The sequence below is a fragment of the Blastomonas sp. 34TW genome, from assembly GCF_059803595.1.
This window is the reverse complement of record NZ_JAPFGW010000019.1, coordinates 1-17,388: the sequence shown is the minus strand read 5'-3', so window position 1 is coordinate 17,388 and position 17,388 is coordinate 1. Positions and strand designations below refer to the sequence as shown.

Sequence of the window (17,388 nt, the reverse complement as noted above, 5' to 3'; positions counted from 1 at the left end):
CGGCACTCATGGCCGGCGCCCCTGGCCGTGAATCAGCAGGATCGAGAAATAGGGCGTGACCGTTTCGGCCTCGATCAGCCGCGTGACCCGCTGACCTGGCATGGCGGCATGTTCGACCAGCCATGCCGCATCCTCGCGCCCGGCAGCGGCCACCGCGCGGCGCAGTTTGGGCAGGTTGCGCCCGATCTTCATCACCACCAGCGCATCTGTATCGCGGATGCGTCGCACCAGTTCATCCTCGGGCAGGGTCGCCATCGCGATGGTCAGCACATCGTCGCCCCAGGTGATCGGGATGCCGGTTGCGTTCCACGCCCCGGCCATGCCGGTGATACCCGGAACCACTGCCACCGGAACCGTGCCCGCCAGCCGGGTGTGCAAATGCATGAATGAACCGTAGAAAAACGGATCGCCCTCACACAGCACGACCACGTCTTCGCCTGCCTGCGCCAGCATGACCAATCGCTGCGTGCATTCGGCATAGAAAGCGGAAAGACAGTCGTTGTAGCGCGGGTCGGATAACGGAATCTCGGTCGTCACCGGATATTCCATCGGGATTTCGATCACGTCGGGGCGCAGCATTCCTTCGACAATCCGCCGCGCCTGTCCTGGTCGCCCGGCCTTGCGGAAATAGGCCACGTGGCGGGCGCCACGCACCAGCCGGTCAGTGCGAACGCTCAACAGATCGGGCGCACCCGGACCCAAACCCACGCCGTGGATCGTCCCGCAGGAAAGGGCCGCGCTCATTCGGTGCCGCTCGCCAAAGCGTTGATCGCAGCAACCGTGATCGCGCTGCCGCCCAGCCGCCCTTCAACGATGCAGCACGGCACCGGCGGCGCGGCCCATAACGCGGCCTTCGATTCGGCCGCGCCGACAAAGCCCACCGGACAGCCGATGACCGCCGCAGGGCGCGGGCAATCGGGATCTTCCAGCATATTCAGCAGATGGAACAGCGCGGTTGGCGCGTTGCCGATGGCCACCACCGCGCCTGCCAGATGCGGCCGCCACAGTTCCAGTGCGGCGGCAGAGCGGGTGTTACCCATTGCCCGCGCCATGTCGGGCACTTGCGGCGCATTCAGGGTGCAGATGATCTGATTATCAGCAGGCAGCCGCGCACGGGTGATCCCTTCGGACACCATCCGCGCATCGCACAGCACCGGCGCGCCAGCGGCCAGCGCCGCCCGCGCCGCACTGGCAAAGCCGGGTGAGAAGCGGATATGCGCGGCAAGGTCCACCATCCCGGCGGCGTGGATCATGCGCACCGCCACCGGTTCCTCATCAGCGAAAAAGGGCGCCAGATCGGCTTCGGCGCGGATCATGGCGAAAGACTGGCGATAGATGGCCGCGCCATCGGTTTCATAGATATGGGGCATCAAGCGGCTCCGAAATGGGCGAGAAGCTCGGCTGGGCTGAGCGCAGAGCGAACTGGCAACGCACCGGCGGGTGCGTTCAGGGAAAGATCGAACAGGCCATCGCGGCCGGTCAGCGTGACATCGGCGGCGCGCTGGCGGGCGCAGCCCTTGGCACAGCCCGAAACATGCAGCCGCCCGGCGACATGCGGTGCAAGGCGGCGGGCAAGATCGCGGGTTTCAACCGAGGCCTGCGGGCAGCAGGGCGCGCCGGGGCAAGCATCGACATGCAGCAGCGGGTCGGCAGGATTATCGATCAGCCCACCGGCGCAAACGGCAGGCGCGCCTTCCACCAGCAGCACACGCCACGGCGTGATCCGCACCGCTGCGGCGGGCGATGCTTCCACCATCCCGGCCAGTATCCGCGCCTCTATCCGGCCAAACGGCAAGCCATAGGCCCAACTCCCATCACGGAGGCCCAGATCATGAAGGCCCGGCACGATGCAAGCAGCCGACGGCGCGGGCAGAATGTCGCCACAGGCCCATTCGGGCAGGACCAGCCGGTGTCGCGCCATGCGCCCCGCTTTCGCGCCGCCGCTGGCCGCAAACCAGTGGGCGAGCGCGATCAGCGCGTCCACTTCCCTGCCAGCAGCAACCGCCATACCGGTGGCGCGGCCATCGGCGCGCAGGATCAGACCGCCATCGCCGCCGCGCTCAATGCGGAAATCGCCCGCCTCGCCACCCAGAATGCAGGTCTGACCGGCATCGATGGCAAAGCCCACTTTACCGAGCAGATCGGGCAACTCATCCAGCCGGGTCAGCAACGCGCCCGCAATGCGATGGCTGTCATCACCGACCCGCCAATCCGGCGCGACCAGAATGTTGCGCCGCTGTTCGATGACAGGGTCAGGGTCCACCAGATCCAGCACCAGCAACCGGTCGAGCAGCGCCTGCCAGCCAGTTTCAGGCACCCCGCGAAGCTGGAGATTGGCGCGGGCGGTCATGTCGATCAGGCCATTGCCGTGCACCACGGCGGCATCGCACAGGCCCAGCACTTGCGCCCGCGTCAGGCGGCCAAGCCGAGGCTTTACCCGCACCAGCAGCCCGTCGCCCGCCATCATCGGGTGCCAGGCATCGGGGCACCAGCCCTTCACCGCAAAACTGCTCATGCCCTGTCCTCAAGCCTTGGCAGGCTGGCGAGGATGGAATTGCGCCGGGTCTGCCACAGCCCGGCGGCATGGAGCGCGGCAAAGCGGGCTTCCATCGCCGCCAGCGCAGCCGGATTCTCGCGTTCAAGAAATGCGCGAACATCGGTCTGGCCCAGTGTCGCGTCGTGATAAAGGTCGAACAGATGCGGCGGTACGCTGCCTGAAAGGTGCGCAAAGGCACCCATATGGTCCAGCGTCGCGGCCAGTTCTGCCCCCCCGCGAAAGCCGTGCCGCATCATGCCCGCCACCCAGCCTGGGTGCGCCGCGCGGGCGCGGACCACGCGGGCGATCTCTTCGGTCAGGGTGCGCGCAACGGTGCGCCCCGGATCGCGATTGTCGAGGTGGTAGAGCGCCGCCGAACCACCGATCAGCGCCTTGGCAGCGGCAAAGCCCGCCTCGTGCGCGGCATAATCGGCGGCCAGCAGCAGATCGGTTTCGGGCAAGTCCTGAAGATGGACAAAGGCGTCCGCTCCTTCAACACGCTGGCGCAGGCCGTCAGGATCGGCAAAGGTTCCGATCGCATCGGAGGCTGCGTCAAACGCATGGTCCGATGCCGCCAGCCATGCCTCACCAGCAGCGCGCCGGGCCGCTTCAGTATAGACCTCGGCTGCATCGCCAAGACCCAGTCCATAGCTGCCGGGGGCCGGGCCATAGACGCGCGGTGCCGCAGCCTGCCCTGCAAACGGGTTCCAGTCCGCCGGTTCATCGCGCAAACACAGCGCGCGCACCGCTTGGCCAAACAGTATCGGCAGCGCAGGAAAGGCATCGCGGAACAGGCCGGAAATCCGCAACGTCACATCGATACGCGGCCGGTCCAGCAGCGCCAGCGGCAGGATTTCGATGCCTGTTACCCGTTCGGACGCGGTGTCCCACAGCGGCTTTGCGCCCAGCAGGTGCAGCGCCATGGCGAATTCCTCGCCCGCCGTGCGCATCGTGGCCGATCCCCACAGATCGACCACCAGCCCGCGCGGATAATCGCCGTGATCCTGCAGATGCCGCCGGATCAGCTCCTCTGCCAGTGTCACCCCTTGGGCATGGGCCGCGCGTGAAGGCACGGCGCGCGGGTCTATCGCATAAAGGTTTCGCCCGGTTGGCAGCACATCGCTGCGCCCGCGAAAGGGGGAGCCGGAGGGACCGGGCGGAACGCGGCGTCCGTCGAGTGCCGCCAGCAATCCGGCCCGCTCGGCTGCGCCCTGATCTCCCCGCCCGAACACATGCAGCCCGTCACCGAACTGGCTGTCCTTTACATCGCAAACGAAGCGGTCGATCCGGGTGATCGCCTCGACCAGCGTGGCCGCGTCATCAAGGCCCAGTTCCGCCTCAAGTCCCAGCACGCGCGCTTCGTCGCGGATGTTCACTTGCAGACGGTCGCGGCGGGCCGGGTCCAGCCCGCCAGCGTTGGAGAATTCATCCAGCAGCGCCTCGATCCGGGCCAGCCCCGCACCGCTTTGCGTTTGCACCAGTGGCGGGGGAACGTGCCCGATCGTAACCGCGCTGATCCGGCGCTTGGCCTGCGCCGCTTCGCCGGGATCGTTGACGATGAACGGATAGATCACCGGCATCGCGCCGGTCAGCGCCTCGGGCCAGCAAGCATCGGACAGCGCGACTGATTTGCCCGGCAGCCATTCCAGTGTGCCATGTGCGCCGATATGCACCAGCGCGTCCACGCTTCGCTGGCGCAGCCACAGGTAGAACGCCACATAGCCATGGCGCGGGCAGCGGGACAGGTCGTGATAGTCGCCGTCGCGATGGGCGCGTTCGCCGCGTTCGGGCTGCAAGGCTACCAGCGCGTTGCCGATGGGCAGCGCGGCAAAACGGAACGCGCCATCGGCGGCGGCAGCATCGGCTTCCGGCTCGCCCCATGCGGCGAAAAGTTCAGCGCGCAGGGTATCGGGCAGTGCTGCCAAAGCCTTGCGGTACTCTGCCATCGGCCAGTGCTGATGTGTGCATTGAAGGAGCGCTGCCAGTCCGGCCTGCGCGTCAGTGGCATATCCCGCCTCGGCCAGATCGGCCAGGATCGCCTCGGCAGAAGCCAGCGCATCCAGCCCCACGGCGTGGGCCATCTGGTATGTCTTGCCGGGATAAGTAGACAGGACCAGCGCAACCCGCCGTTCTGCAACCGGCGTTTGGGCAAGTGCGATCCAGCCCGCCACCCGCGCGGTGATCGCCCCAACCCGGCCTGCATCGGCGCGATGGATGGTGCGGGCAAAGCCAAGCGCGGGATCGCGCGTCCCCGCCTCCTTGAAGCTGGCGACGCCTGCAAACACCCGCCCGTCAATTTCGGGCAAGACCACGTGCATGGCAAGGTCTGCCGGGGAAAGCCCGCGCGAAGCCGCTGCCCATCCCGCGCGCCCGGACGTGGCCAGCGCCAGCTGAAACACGGGAACGCCCGCGCCATCAAGCGGGGTGGCGCCGTCATCGCCCCGCGCGGAAAAAGCGGTAGCGTTGATGATCGCTGCCGGGCCAAGCCCGCGCACCCAGCGGTCCACCTGTTCGCGCACCTGCGGGGCTTTCAGCGAGGGGACGAAGATCGACAATGCATCGAAACCGCGCTGCTCGAACGCGGTATGCAGGGCGGCAAACGGGTCCAGATCGTGGGCGGTCAGGTAAGAACGATAGAACACGATCAGGACCAGCGGCCTTGCGGGATCGCGCGCAAAGGCTTCAAGATCGATCACGCCCCGGCCGGGATGCCAGCCTCCCGCCATCAGCAGCGGATCGAATGTCCGGGCGGGGGCATCAATCAGCCCCGCCAGCTGCGACAGCGCGGCAAGCGCCGCCTGCGCCGCCCTTGCACCGCCAGCATCGCACCACTGCGCAAGTTCGCGCAACGCGGTCACCGGCACGGTCGAGGCCGCATCCAGCCGCGCATCCTCAAAGCCGTCGCCGGGCAGCACGGCCAGCACGATCCCGCGCGACCGGGCCAGCGCCTCGACCTGTTGCAGCCCGTAGCTCCAATAGGGCGTGCCGCCGATCAGCCGGATCAGGATCGCCTTTGCGCCCGACAGCGTCCGCTCGGCATACGTGTCGACCGACAGCGGATGCATCAGCGCCGCCAGATTGGCGAGCCGCAGCGAAGGAAATGTCGCATCGTCTGCACGGGCCTGATGCCATGCCGCCGCGAACGCCCCCAGATCGCTGTCCGAAAAGGACAGGACCACAAGATCCGCGGGCTCTTGCCCCAGATCCTGCGGGACGGCGGTTTCCTCCATCCCGTGCGTTTCGCGGAAAATGACGTGCATGGCCCGCGCCTTACGCCAGCAGCACCGCGCGAATGGCATCGGCGTCGACGTGATCGTGCTCGGCAATGGCGACCAGCGTGGTGCGGCGCGGCTCGTCAGGGCGCCACGGGCGATCGTACTGGTGCCGCACCCGCGCGCCCACCGCCTGCACCAGCAGCCGCATCGGCTTTCCCGCAACGGCGGCATAGCCCTTTACGCGCAGGATATGGTGATCGCGGGCCAGCGTCTCGATCCGCGCGACCAGCGCCGCCGGATCGGCGATCTCGCCCCATTCGATAACGGTGCTGTCAAAGTCGTCGTGTTCGTGATCATCCTCACCATCATGGTGCGATGGGCGCGCGGCGATGTCGTCCTCGGCTGCGGCATCAAGCCCCAGGATCACACGCGGATCGACCACGCCTTCGGTCAGTTCTATCACCGGAACCGGGCGACTAAGCTCTGCCGCAATGATCGCGCGCGCGGCGGCTACGCCTTGGGGTCCGGCCAGATCGACCTTGGTCAGCAGGATCATGTCGGCGCAGGCCAGCTGATCCTCGAACACTTCCGACAGCGGCGTCTCGTGATCGATGCTCGGATCGGCGGCGCGCTGGGCGTCAAGCGCTGCCACATCGGGCGCGAACCGGCCTGCCGCGACCGCTTCGGCATCGGCCAGCGCCAGCACGCCGTCCACGGTGATCCGGCTGCGGATCGCAGGCCAGTCGAACGCCTTGAGCAGCGGCTTTGGCAACGCCAGACCCGATGTCTCGATCAGGATGTGATCGGGGCGCGGATCAAGCGCCAGCAGCTTTTCCACCGTCGGGATGAAATCGTCCGCCACGGTGCAGCAGATGCAGCCATTGGCCAGCTCTACGATGTTTTCCGCCGGGCAATCAGGAATGGCGCAGGACTGCAGAATCTCGCCATCCACACCCAGCGAACCGAATTCGTTGACCACCACGGCCAGCCTGCGGCCACCGGCATTGTGGATCAGGTGGCTGATGAGCGTGGTTTTCCCCGCGCCCAGAAAGCCCGTGATGATGGTGACCGGCACCTTGGACAGGGACGCCTTGGACAGGTCTGGCATAGTAACTTCCCCGCGCGCCAGAGCGAGACACGGCGGGGCTTGCCGGACAAGTCCGGTCGGCGCGCGACGACGGGCGGGCGCGACAAAGCACCCGTAACCACGCAACCCGTGCAGCCCCAGCCACACAGCTTCGTCGCTCAGACGGAGAGTTACCGTGCCGTGACCATCCCCTGGATCAGGCAAGAGCGACCGGTGCGCCGGCAGGTCTCCTGGCTCGCGGGTCACAGCTTGATGCACGCCTTCCCAGACTTGGCGCTTGCGCGCTGCCCAGTGGCTGCTCCTGAATTCAGGAGCATGTGCATCGCGCTATCCGCTTACAGTTGCAGGGACAGCCACGGATTTGGGAGCACGCTCCCGCACCGCATTCCCGATTAAGCCCCTTGCGGGGCACCGGCGCGATCATTGAAGGGCGGGTTACCCCGATCCTTCACCGCGCGCTCTAGACGAAAATGCCAGCCAAGCCAATTGATGATGTTGCTTCACGCAACGTGGACGGTCAGGCACCGACCGAAACCTCGATTTCATCGAACCGCTTCCATCGATAGATCGCGTAACTCGCCAGCCAGCAGAACACGAAAAGACCGATGATGGCGAAGCCCAGACCATTGAAATTTTCACCCAGTTCAATGGCGATCCGCCATGGCGCACCCGTAAGGGCCAGCTTGTCGCCAATCAGGGCCAGCGTTTCGATTCCACCAATGACAATCGCCACGATGGCCGAGATCAGGGTGATGGTGATGTTGTAGTAGAGCTTGCGGATCGGCTTCACGAAGGCCCATTCATAAGCGCCCAGCATCACCACGCCGTCCGCCGTATCGATGAGGGCCATACCGACCGCGAACAGGGCGGGCAGGACCAGGATTGTCCCGATCGACAGGCCATCGGCGGCCTGGCTGGCCGACATGCCCAGAATGGCAACTTCGGTTGCTGTATCGAACCCAAGCCCGAACAGAAACCCCAGCGGGGCCATATGCCAGCTTTTGTTCACGAGGCGGAACATCGGCCTGAACAGTCTGGAAAGCAGACCGCGCCCACCCAATAGCAGATCAAGATCGTCCTCGGCATAGCTGCCGCCTGCACGAACATGGGCAAAAGTCCGCCAGACAGAGCGCAGGATGACCAGGTTCATGCCGGCGATCGTGAACAGGAAAAGCGCGGAAATCACGGTTGCAATCACGCCACCGATTTCCTTGAAGGCGCCGAACTGCGACAGCGCGCTGGCCGTCACCGCAATGATGATCGATGCTATGGCAATGATTCCGGAATGCCCGATCGCGAACCAGAATCCGACCGAAACCGGGCGCTGCCCGTCCTGCATCAGCTTGCGGGTCACATTGTCAATCGCCGCAATATGATCGGCATCAACCGCGTGACGCAGGCCCAGCCCCCAGGCAAGCACAGCGGTGCCGAGCATTAACGGCTGTGCATGAAACAGGCTGAATGCCCAGACCCAGACCCCAATGTTGGCGGCGATCAATCCGGCAAACAAGGCACCAATTCGTCGGCGCAGAGACAGGGATGGCAGTGACTTCGTGAGGTGCATGATTGGCTCGGCGATTGAGGAATATACAAACGAAGGATGGCGCCGCAGACGTGCTGCAGCGCCGCCCATCAAGGGATTTCGCTAGAAATTGACCTTTGCGCCAATCCTCACAGTTCGAGGCTCGACCACGCGGCTCAACCGGCCTTCCACCGGAGCACCTGCATCGAAGGCGGGGATGTAGGACTCGTAATAATAGGCGATGTCCTTGTCCCGGCTGTCGAAGATGTTCAGCACTTCTCCAAATATCTCGACCTTCTTGCCCTTCCACGCGGCCCGGGCATTCATGACGGTGCTGCCTCGATCCCGGACACTGTTGTCCTCGACAAGCGGAGAAGGTCCAAGGTGGCGCACCCGAATGCTGGCTTCCCAGGGATCAAGAATGATGGCGGCACCGGCTGAAGCCGCGTTCTCAAATGCATTGGGGATGTGATCGCCATTGTCGAAGCGCGCATGGCTGGCGGTATAGTTTCCATCAAGCGCAAGCCAAGGGAACGGCCGCCAGAAGGCGACGATTTCATAGCCATGACGCCCACTGGCACCCGACGGTTCAACAGCATTGGAATCGCCAATGAAACGAAGTTCGCTGCCGACATGCAGCCACCAGTAAGTCGCGGTTAACGTGACCCCGGAGAATTGAATGCGTCCTCCCAGTTCCTTGCCGATGCCGCGAACCAGAACGGGAACAGGCGTGTCCCTGTTGACCGCACCCCGAACATCGTTGGAATGGAATCCACGGCCCCAGTTGGCGTAGAGTTCAAGATGCGGCGTAACCTGATAGGCGATTGACGCCTTGGGAGAGAGAATCGACGCTGAGCCACTGCCTTCGCCCAGCGACGCCGCAACAGAATCTCGTGCACGCACGGAATAGTGATAATAGTCCCCGCGAAGACCACCTGTCACACGCAGTCCCGCCAAGGGTTTCCAAGCGACTTCGCCGTAGAGCGCGGAAGACAATTCCCCGACCCGAAAGTGCCCGAGAGATTCAAGAAATGCGCGGGCAGCCGTTCGATCGACACCAACATTCCCGACGGCGTCGTATCTGTTTTCGGTGCCAAGGCTCACAGCCAGACTGTCAGCGATTTCCCAATGTTTTTGTGCGGACAGCCCGAGGACCCAACGCCGGTCGAACTGCTTGATCTGCGCGCTTGTGCCATCCGGATCGGTGTAAGTGGGGTTCGAGAACATCGACCAGTCGTAAAACTGGGCATAGACATTGGCGCGCCATGTCGGTTGCTTGACCGCGATGTTAGCCACCAGGCGCGTCGTCTCACCCCGCGCGGAAGGATCTGGAGAGCAGAACACATCCGCACACAACGCCGTGCCGATAATGCGCTCGGGGATTTGCTCGGTTGGGTGCCATGTCGCCCGGTAGGCATGGAGAGATGCCTCCAATGTGCCCGCACCGGTCGGCATGCTATATTTCGCGAACCCCGAGTAATGGCGCAGACGTTCAGGTTCCTGCCACGGTCCGTCATAGGCCTTGGCCTGGGCGACAAGCGTGAGGTCTCCGCCGCCCAGGTCGTGCAATGTTCCACCCGCAGCGACGCGGCGCCAACCATATGAACCAGTCTCGGCCGATGCCCATGGCCGGTCATAACCCTTGATGGTCGTCATATAGGCTGCTCCCGCCAGAGCGAAATCACCGCCATCGGCGCGGTAGGGCCCTTTACGAAAATCCTCCCGGCCCACGATCTCCGGAATGAGGCCGTTGAGGTCGAGATAGCCATGACCATGTCCGTGGGTACGAAAGTTCATCTGCACATCATCGATATAGGTACTGAAGTCAGACCCATGGTCGAGGTTGAAACCGCGCAGGAAATACTGGTTGGCTTTGCCGCTCCCAGAATGCTGGGCTGCAACCAGCCCGGGCACCGCTTCCAGCAGTTCGGCCACGCGGAGAAGAGGCCGCACGAGGAGATCGGCCCCTCCGACGCTTCCTTCGCTCGCTGATTTGGCAGTGCCGATCATGGCCTCACCGCGACCGAAAACCACAATGTCGTTACCCGCCACGACTGCATCCGCGCTTGTTTGCGATGCCTTTTCAGAGGTTTCGGCAAATGCCGGTTTTCCGATACAGATCAGCGCAAGGGCGCTGCTGGTAGTAATGGTCTTGATCACTAAATAGTCCCCCGGCGTCTTGCGACGTGGCCGGGGCAAACCCGCGCGAACGGGCGACACGCGCGGCGGCCGGACGCCATGGGCGGCCGACGCACGTCTCCGATGCGGCCCCAGCCGCTCGTTCGTCGCTCAGACGGAGTTCACCGTGCCGCAGCCATCCTCTGGACCAAGGCAAGAGCGACCAGACGCCGGCAGGTCTCCTGGCTCACGGGTCACAGCTTGATGCACGCCTTCCCAGACCTCGCATGATTTAGCGTCCGGCCCAGTGGCTGCCCCTTCCAAGAGGAGCGATGTACATCGCGCTATCCGCTTACAGTTGCAGAGACAGCCGCGGATTTGGAAGCAAGCTTCCGCACCGCATTCCCGATTAAGCCCCTTTCGGGGGCACCGGCGCGATCAATGAAAGGCGGACTAGTCTGCCCGTCGATACCTCACCTAACTGAAGTGATCGGAAAAGCCAATAACGCTTGGAGCAGGGATTGAATCAACGATTACTGCATCCCGCGCCACCATTGCCATTGGCACGGCCAGAGCGCACCAACCGCGCGCACTCGATTTGAATGGCGGGTTTTCACTGAACCTATCGTTGGCCATCGGACTCCTGTACGACCGGAAGTGGTCGCCACCTGCCGGAAGCTCATGGAAATTGGATATCGGAATGGCGACGTGTTCGCCTTCCCCGACAGATGGCGCGAATATCTTGTGTAAATGTCTCAAATCAATTCCTCGTGCCGCGACACGTTGGATAGCGCGTACATCCCCAGAACTGATTTCCCGCGCGGTGGCCGCGCCGAGCTGTGCGTCGGCGCATTGACGAACCACATTGCGGACACGACGGCGCCGACGATGGTTGCTGGCTTGCCGTTGTGGTCGAGCGCGACGGGGGGACCGGCGCTGAAGGGCGTGGCCTGACCACAACTCTAGACTGGCTCGTTGGAACAGGTATACCCAGCGCCTGCAAATCATGAGCAGCTTGCGCACGTCTGCCTAACGCATCCAGCAAGGCGGGATCACCAGTTTGCGCCCGAGCGGCGATCTGTTGCGGCCCTGACTGCAACGCCGCGATCGACGACGTTATCTTGGACTGTAGGTCATCGCGTTTCGTTGCCCAGTTTGTTCGAACGGAATTTTCTGCCTGGATGTCGGACGCATCTGGCGCAGCGTTGTACCGGAACTTGTCTTCGTGTATCTTGCGCCAGGCAACGAGCTTAGCGGTCATGGCATCACCGAAACCGGGCACCGAGCGTACCTTGCTCGCCTTGATGTCGGCGGCCGTTTCGATGCCATATGAAGCTAGAGTCGCCGTCTTGGCCGGGCCGATCCCGGAAATCTTCGCGCGCCTGATGTGGAAGCGATCAAGGAACTCGTCACGTTTGCGTGCTTCGCGGGTAGTCTTCAGTCGCTGAATATCGTTCGCCTGATCTCGGTCGAGATCGCGGAAGGCTTGAATCCATTTCTCGACGTCGTTCTGGACGACGACCAGCTCACTAAGCCCGAGCCGATCGACGAAGCCTTGCTCTAGAGCTTGCACGCGCTTGTCCGCGTCGGTGTAGGCTTGCGTGAATGGAGCCTGCTCAGGCGCGCCGCCGAAGAATTTGATCAGGCCGAAAATGCCTATGCCAATCCAGAAGATTGCGGCATTCGGAGCTCCCATGGCGCCCGCGAATGCGGCCAACAGCGCGACGGTTCCGAGGACGCGCCGCCCCGTTTGTGCTCTCCGCGCCGCGGCAACGGCCTCACTTGCGCTTGCAAGCTGCCCCGACCAACTAGGCAGCAGAGAAACTGGATCAGGGAGCTTAATTGCCCGAAATTGAGCGGCAATTCGCTCGATGTCGAACGGTCCCCCGGGCGCGAACTTCGGCGCCGTTCCCAGAAGATCGGGGAACATATCTACGCCAGACTGGCCGCCGACGCGGCACCAGACGCATTTTCCGGCCGCCGACGGAAAATAGTGGGTGCGGACCTGGCCACAGTGGCTGAGCGCTCCCTCGAGCTCCTTCATGAGCCCAGCCCAGGTAACTGCGCTTGGTCGGGCGCCGGGATTTTTGCCAAAGGCTGCCTCGAACGCCTCGGCGATACGAGGAGGGAAATCCTTCAGGCTGATAGACGCCGGCGGCGGGGTCGTCCGCGTCTCCGCAGCGCGGGTTTGGGAGAAGGCGAAGCGATGCTGCGCGATCGCGTCGCTCATCGAGAGGTCGGCACCGGCAAAGCGGCCTGCATAGGGATGTTTGCCCATTGCCAGCAGATGGAAAATTGCCACGGCCAGGCCAAAATTGTCGTGCGCCTCCGTCCGGCGAACCTTCGACAGATCGACGCCATGCAGCTCGGGGGGCGTGAAATCGGGGACCCCGACCACACACGGGAAGAGCTTTCCCTCTCGAGAGTATTGGAAGCTGTCCGCATCGATCAGGGAAACCGTCGCCTCATCAGACACGAGCACACCGGAATGATTGAAGTCCCCAATGACGCAGCCACTTTGGTGAACCTTGACGACCGCATTCGCCACGTTAAGTGCAGCCCGGACGAGGAAGCGGTAATCCGCCTTTGGGAAGTGCGCTTTCCGCGATTTTGGGCTGTAGAGCTCGTGTATCGGCCGATAGCCCGATACAAGTCGCATCAGAAAACCGATGAAGCCACCTCGCCCGTCCGTTGCAATGGCAGCTGGGAAGGCCACGAGCTTCGTGGTCTCCGCAAGATCCGCTTGGACCATCGCCCGGACCTTTGGCTCCCGGTTTGCGCGCAGCTCGCCTTTATAGATCTTCACTGCGGTGCCGGGCTTCGCGTCGATCGCAAAGACCTCGCCTTCGCCGCCCTTCCCGATCCGCTTGCCCAGCGGCAGCGCTTGACCATCGATCTTGATCGATTGGCTGGTCACGCCCGCGATACCAACACCAAGGTCTTGTCGTCGTCCGTACGCTCGCAGATTGCCGCGCCGTCGAGATATCGCCCAAGCGCGGCCGATAGGTTGGCCAAACGCCCTTGTTCGGCGGCCGCGTCGACGGGCTTTATCATCGGATCGAAGAAACGGGCGTGGGGCTCATGGTCCGCATGATGCAATGCAATACTCTCGATACCATCGGAAAAGGCGGCGAAAGCGTCGAAATCATTGACGCCGCGAACGATATTGAGGCGCGGTTCCGGATCGTCCGTGACGAAGTAGGTGGTTGAGGCAAACTCTCCGTTCTCGGGCCAGCACAAGGCTTCCCAGCGACCGCCCCTTCGAGCGATCAGGGCGCTGTCACCGACCTGAAGCGCCAACAGTTCATCCCCGCGCACGATCAGGGCAATCAGCGTCGAGGCGAACTGCCGCTTGGTCAGGCCTCGTCTTTCCGCGGCGAGCGCGATCGTATCCCGCAGGGCATCCATGCCATCGCGCACGAGCTCGTCAGATGGCAAACCTCGCTCGGCTGCTATCCAGTCGCCAATTGCCCGCGTGAGCATCCGACAAACGATCGAGGCCCCTTCCCCGCCATGACTCGCGCTTCCTGCTCCATCCGACACCACCACGCACAGCGTATCCGGCGCCAACATCCTAACGACGTAGGCGTCTTGCTTTCGGGTGCCTGCCCGGATGTGCGATGTGCCGGTCCTCGAAGCAGCGGCCCAGCGCCACCGATCAAGGTCAGCCGGCAACGGCCCAACCGTCCGGGGCTGTCGGATTGGCAAGTGGCACCGCGTCGCCCGGATTGGACTGGGACACGGCGCTCAGTGAGCTCGACAGCCATTGAAAGAGTTCGCGAAACGCAAGTCCGCGGAGCTTCAATGGCGCACGGGTGGCAATCTGCGTGAGAGTCGACATGTCAGCGCCCTCCACGCCCGCAGCATAGAACATGAATTCCTTGCGCTCTTCGCCCTCGTGAACACGGCGCTGGGCTTCCTGCCAGCTGTCGGTCGGCGCGCCATCAGTGATGAGGAAAACCCAGGGCCGGTAGTATTTGATGCCGTTCGCCCGGTAGCGATTCTTGCGCTCGCGAAGGAGATCTAAACCAGAGATGATAGCCTCACCCAGCGGGGTTGCACCGTTCGCCTCGAACGCCTCCGGATACCAGCCATCGACGGTGGTGAAGTCCGTGCGCGTTTGAACCGGGCCAAATGTCACGATCGCCAGCTCGACCCGCTTTGCCGCCATGGCATCACCAATCAACTCTTCTTTGAACTCGACAAGCGCTTGGTTGAGTTGATCGATCGGAGCGCCCCTCATCGATGTCGAAGTGTCGATGAGGAGGACGCACGGACAGCGCTGCTCCGGGTTTTCCGCAAACTCAGCGTCCGCGAATGGTTGCTGCTCGAAATCGTCCACGAATCAATGCTCCCCAATTCTCAAAAACGGTTTTACCTCTCGCGGCCCGATTGGCACATCATAAACGTAGGCATCCGATGGCAAAAGCTTTGAGCCGGTGGCGGGGGGTGAGCATACGGATACTTAACGGCACGGTTGCCTGGCTCCGTACGGCGCGACACGAGGGCACTAATTTCGGCCGGAAGTAGGATTCACCCATTCAAGCCTGAACGGCTGAACTTATGGCGCGTTACTGTCAGACGGTTTCGCGCTCAGCAAATGGCTGGTTTTAGCGGAAGTTGCCGTTCCAAGCTCGGCCAGCGAACAAAGCATTCTGGCCGGCACCGGACCTTTGTGCAAAGGCGGATTATGTTTGTTATCTCCAACTGTTGGCGCAAATTGCCGTTCGGGCCGTCCTGACAGACCAAATTATGAAACGCTCCAGACCGAGTATGTTCCCATCCTCTGCCCGTTGTGCTCACACTTGGCCCGCCGTCTTTTGCTGTACCTGCGACCCAAATTCGAGCGGCATACGAGCTAAATTGGCCAGTTTGAACATTGCCCAAGTTTCTGAGCAACTATTTTGACGTGACCCCCAGCTTTCCTCCAGCTGAGATTAGAGCCGAGCGGTTATTTTGCGCATCAGCGCGGTTGAAGCAATGGGCTGCGTAGCGGAGCCCGTAGGGCGTAGCGAAGCAGGCCATTGCTTGTTCAGTTCGGCGGCGAACGCCGCCGGGGTTGCGTAACCAAGGGATGAGTGCGGTCTCTCCCGGTTGTAATCCTCGACCCAGGCAGCGATCTCGACCCGGGCATGGGCAAGGCTCATGAACAGCGTCTCGTTGAGCAGCTCATCGCGCATGCGGCCATTGAAGCTCTCGACATAGCCGTTCTGCATCGGCTTGCCCGGAGCGATGTAATGCCACTCCACGCCGCTCTGGCCGCACCATGCGAGCACGGCATTGCTGGTGAGCTCGGTGCCATTATCGCTGACGATCATCCCCGGCTTGCCGCGCTGTGCAATCAGCTGGATCAGCTCGCGCACGACACGTTGCCCCGAGATCGAGGTGTCCGGCACCGCCGCCAAGCACTCCCTGGTCACGTCATCGACCACGTTGAGGACCCGGAACCGCCTGCCAGAGGCCATCTGGTCATGAACGAAGTCCAGGCTCCAGCGCTGGTTCGCCAGTGCCAGCACCGGAGCAGGTGCCCTAGTGCCGACAGCGCGCTTGAGGCTACGTCGCCGCCTTACCGCCAGACCTTCCTCCTTGTAGAGCCGCTGGGTCTTCTTCCGGTTGATCATCACGCCCTCCCGGCGCAGCAGAATATGCAAACGGCGATAGCCGAACCGGCGACGTTGGTTGGCCAGCCCGCGCAGCTTCTCGCGCAGAGCAGTGTCATCATCCCGGGCAGAACGATAACGCACGCTCTTGCGATCGGCATCGATGACACGGCACGCCCGCCGTTCGCTCATCCCGTGGCACGCCTGGAGATGAGCGACAGCTTCCCGCTTCGCGGCGGGCGTCAAAACTTTTTTGCCAAAAGATCCTTCAACGCAGCCTGATCCAGCATCGCATCAGCCAGAAGCCGCTTGAGCCTGGCGTTCTCACTCTCGAGCTCTCGCAATCGCCGGGCCTCGGATACCTCTAGGCCTCCATACTTGGCCTTCCAGTTGTAGATCGTCGCTTCAGACACCCCGTGCCGCCGGGCAAGATCAGCGGTCTTCGCGCCCGCTTCTGCCTCCTTCAGCACCCCAATGATCTGCTCTTCTGAAAACCTTGCACGCTTCATCGTCTGTCCTTCCTTCAGGCCAGACTCTAATCGTTCGTGGAGGAAAATCAGGGGGTCACGTCAATTTGATTATTGAGCCATACGGGTGCGTGTGCGATACACTTGATCGTCATTGGCATATCGTGAAAGTTAATCCAGAATGTGCGCTTAGGCACATTCTAAGAATCCCAACCATGAAATTTTGCCGAGTTTCAAATTTACGCGCAGGGGAAGTCATGTCCATTTCACTTTCGAAAAACCAGAGCGTCAGCCTCGCTAAACAAGCGCCAAATGGCTTGACGTCAATCACGCTCGGCGTGGGGTGGGATGTCGCCAAACCCAAGGGCTTCTTTGGCAAGGTATTTGGTGGTGGCGGTGACAGCATCGATCTCGATGCGTCAGCGCTTTTGCTCGACGCGAACAAAAACGAAGTCGACTCTATCTGGTTTGGCCAGTTGCAAAGCCATGACGGCTCGGTGCGCCATAGTGGCGACAACCTCACCGGAGAAGGCGACGGCGACGATGAATCGATTGCGATAGATCTTGATCGCCTACCCCGGCAGATCGAACATGTCGTTCTGACCGTGACCAGCTTCCGGGGCCAATCGTTTGAAACAATCGACAACGCCTACGGCCGCGTCGTGGACAGCTCGAACAATCGTGAGCTAGCCCGCTTCCCTATCTCGGACAGTGGCTCGCACACGGGTTTGATCCTTGGCTGCCTCAGCCGCAACGGTGGCGAATGTGTCCGTCGTCAGAACATTTGGCACAGGTCGCGGCGTAAATTAGCGGAGTGCGGGCCTCGTCTGTTGTTGGGTTTTA

Annotated in this window: 12 protein-coding genes and 2 riboswitches; of the genes, 1 reads left to right on the top strand and 11 read right to left on the bottom strand. The window is 62.7% G+C overall.

Annotated elements, in window-relative coordinates; genetic code table 11:
- Nucleotides 1-6: 6 nt before the first annotated feature.
- The 11 genes from cobI to OPU69_RS18000 form a co-directional block, all read right to left on the bottom strand.
- A complete protein-coding gene (cobI, locus tag OPU69_RS18050) occupies nucleotides 7-744 on the bottom strand; it encodes a precorrin-2 C(20)-methyltransferase (protein WP_053556447.1) in 738 nt (245 codons plus the stop codon).
- Entirely contained in the window at nucleotides 741-1,370 is a 630-nt protein-coding gene (locus tag OPU69_RS18045) for a precorrin-8X methylmutase (RefSeq protein ID WP_011444002.1), read from the bottom strand. Before OPU69_RS18045 ends, cobI begins: the two co-directional genes overlap by 4 nt.
- Complete coding sequence (locus tag OPU69_RS18040) at nucleotides 1,370-2,515, bottom strand: ferredoxin-like domain-containing protein (protein WP_011444003.1); 1,146 nt, start codon at nucleotides 2,513-2,515, stop codon at nucleotides 1,370-1,372. The genes OPU69_RS18045 and OPU69_RS18040 overlap by 1 nt, the downstream gene beginning before the upstream one ends.
- On the bottom strand, nucleotides 2,512-5,796 hold the full coding sequence (gene cobN, locus OPU69_RS18035) for a cobaltochelatase subunit CobN (protein WP_490337282.1): 3,285 nt from the start codon (nucleotides 5,794-5,796) through the stop codon (nucleotides 2,512-2,514). Before cobN ends, OPU69_RS18040 begins: the two co-directional genes overlap by 4 nt.
- Nucleotides 5,797-5,806: 10 nt before the next feature.
- On the bottom strand, nucleotides 5,807-6,859 hold the full coding sequence (cobW, locus tag OPU69_RS18030; protein ID WP_011444005.1) for a cobalamin biosynthesis protein CobW: 1,053 nt from the start codon (nucleotides 6,857-6,859) through the stop codon (nucleotides 5,807-5,809).
- A 182-nt stretch (nucleotides 6,860-7,041) separates the two neighbouring features.
- A riboswitch (cobalamin riboswitch) is annotated at nucleotides 7,042-7,269 on the bottom strand.
- A gap of 86 nt (nucleotides 7,270-7,355) precedes the next feature.
- On the bottom strand, nucleotides 7,356-8,402 hold the full coding sequence (locus tag OPU69_RS18025; protein WP_083455652.1) for a HoxN/HupN/NixA family nickel/cobalt transporter: 1,047 nt from the start codon (nucleotides 8,400-8,402) through the stop codon (nucleotides 7,356-7,358).
- Nucleotides 8,403-8,483: 81 nt separating this feature from the next.
- Entirely contained in the window at nucleotides 8,484-10,520 is a 2,037-nt protein-coding gene (locus OPU69_RS18020; RefSeq protein ID WP_011444007.1) for a TonB-dependent receptor, read from the bottom strand.
- A gap of 173 nt (nucleotides 10,521-10,693) precedes the next feature.
- A riboswitch (cobalamin riboswitch) is annotated at nucleotides 10,694-10,927 on the bottom strand.
- Nucleotides 10,928-11,238: 311 nt separating this feature from the next.
- On the bottom strand, nucleotides 11,239-13,395 hold the full coding sequence (locus OPU69_RS18015) for a topoisomerase DNA-binding C4 zinc finger domain-containing protein (protein ID WP_498512927.1): 2,157 nt from the start codon (nucleotides 13,393-13,395) through the stop codon (nucleotides 11,239-11,241).
- Nucleotides 13,392-14,153 carry a PP2C family serine/threonine-protein phosphatase gene (locus tag OPU69_RS18010; RefSeq protein WP_498512925.1) on the bottom strand — a complete coding sequence of 254 codons (762 nt, stop codon included), beginning with the start codon at nucleotides 14,151-14,153 and terminating at the stop codon, nucleotides 13,392-13,394. The genes OPU69_RS18015 and OPU69_RS18010 overlap by 4 nt, the downstream gene beginning before the upstream one ends.
- On the bottom strand, nucleotides 14,143-14,820 hold the full coding sequence (locus tag OPU69_RS18005) for a vWA domain-containing protein (RefSeq protein ID WP_498512923.1): 678 nt from the start codon (nucleotides 14,818-14,820) through the stop codon (nucleotides 14,143-14,145). Before OPU69_RS18005 ends, OPU69_RS18010 begins: the two co-directional genes overlap by 11 nt.
- A gap of 595 nt (nucleotides 14,821-15,415) precedes the next feature.
- Nucleotides 15,416-16,587, bottom strand: a protein-coding gene (locus OPU69_RS18000) for an IS3 family transposase (protein WP_498512921.1) whose coding sequence is annotated in 2 segments (ribosomal slippage) — nucleotides 15,416-16,335 and nucleotides 16,335-16,587 — 1,173 coding nt in all. Because the reading frame shifts where the segments join, the coding sequence is not laid out codon by codon here.
- A 215-nt stretch (nucleotides 16,588-16,802) separates the two neighbouring features.
- On the opposite strand from OPU69_RS18000, the gene OPU69_RS17995 reads away from it, so the two are divergent.
- A partial coding sequence (locus OPU69_RS17995; RefSeq protein WP_498512919.1) for a TerD family protein occupies nucleotides 16,803-17,388 on the top strand: 586 nt, incomplete at its 3' end.

Excerpts from the sequence above, each read along its gene's own strand:
- cobI (WP_053556447.1), bottom strand. The coding sequence starts at position 744 with ATGAGCGCGGCCCTTTCCTGCGGGACGATCCACGGCGTGGGTTTGGGT.
- cobN (WP_490337282.1), bottom strand. The coding sequence starts at position 5,796 with ATGCACGTCATTTTCCGCGAAACGCACGGGATGGAGGAAACCGCCGTC.
- OPU69_RS18025 (WP_083455652.1), bottom strand. The coding sequence starts at position 8,402 with ATGCACCTCACGAAGTCACTGCCATCCCTGTCTCTGCGCCGACGAATT.
- OPU69_RS18040 (WP_011444003.1), bottom strand. The coding sequence starts at position 2,515 with ATGAGCAGTTTTGCGGTGAAGGGCTGGTGCCCCGATGCCTGGCACCCG.
- OPU69_RS18045 (WP_011444002.1), bottom strand. The coding sequence starts at position 1,370 with ATGCCCCATATCTATGAAACCGATGGCGCGGCCATCTATCGCCAGTCT.
- cobW (WP_011444005.1), bottom strand. The coding sequence starts at position 6,859 with ATGCCAGACCTGTCCAAGGCGTCCCTGTCCAAGGTGCCGGTCACCATC.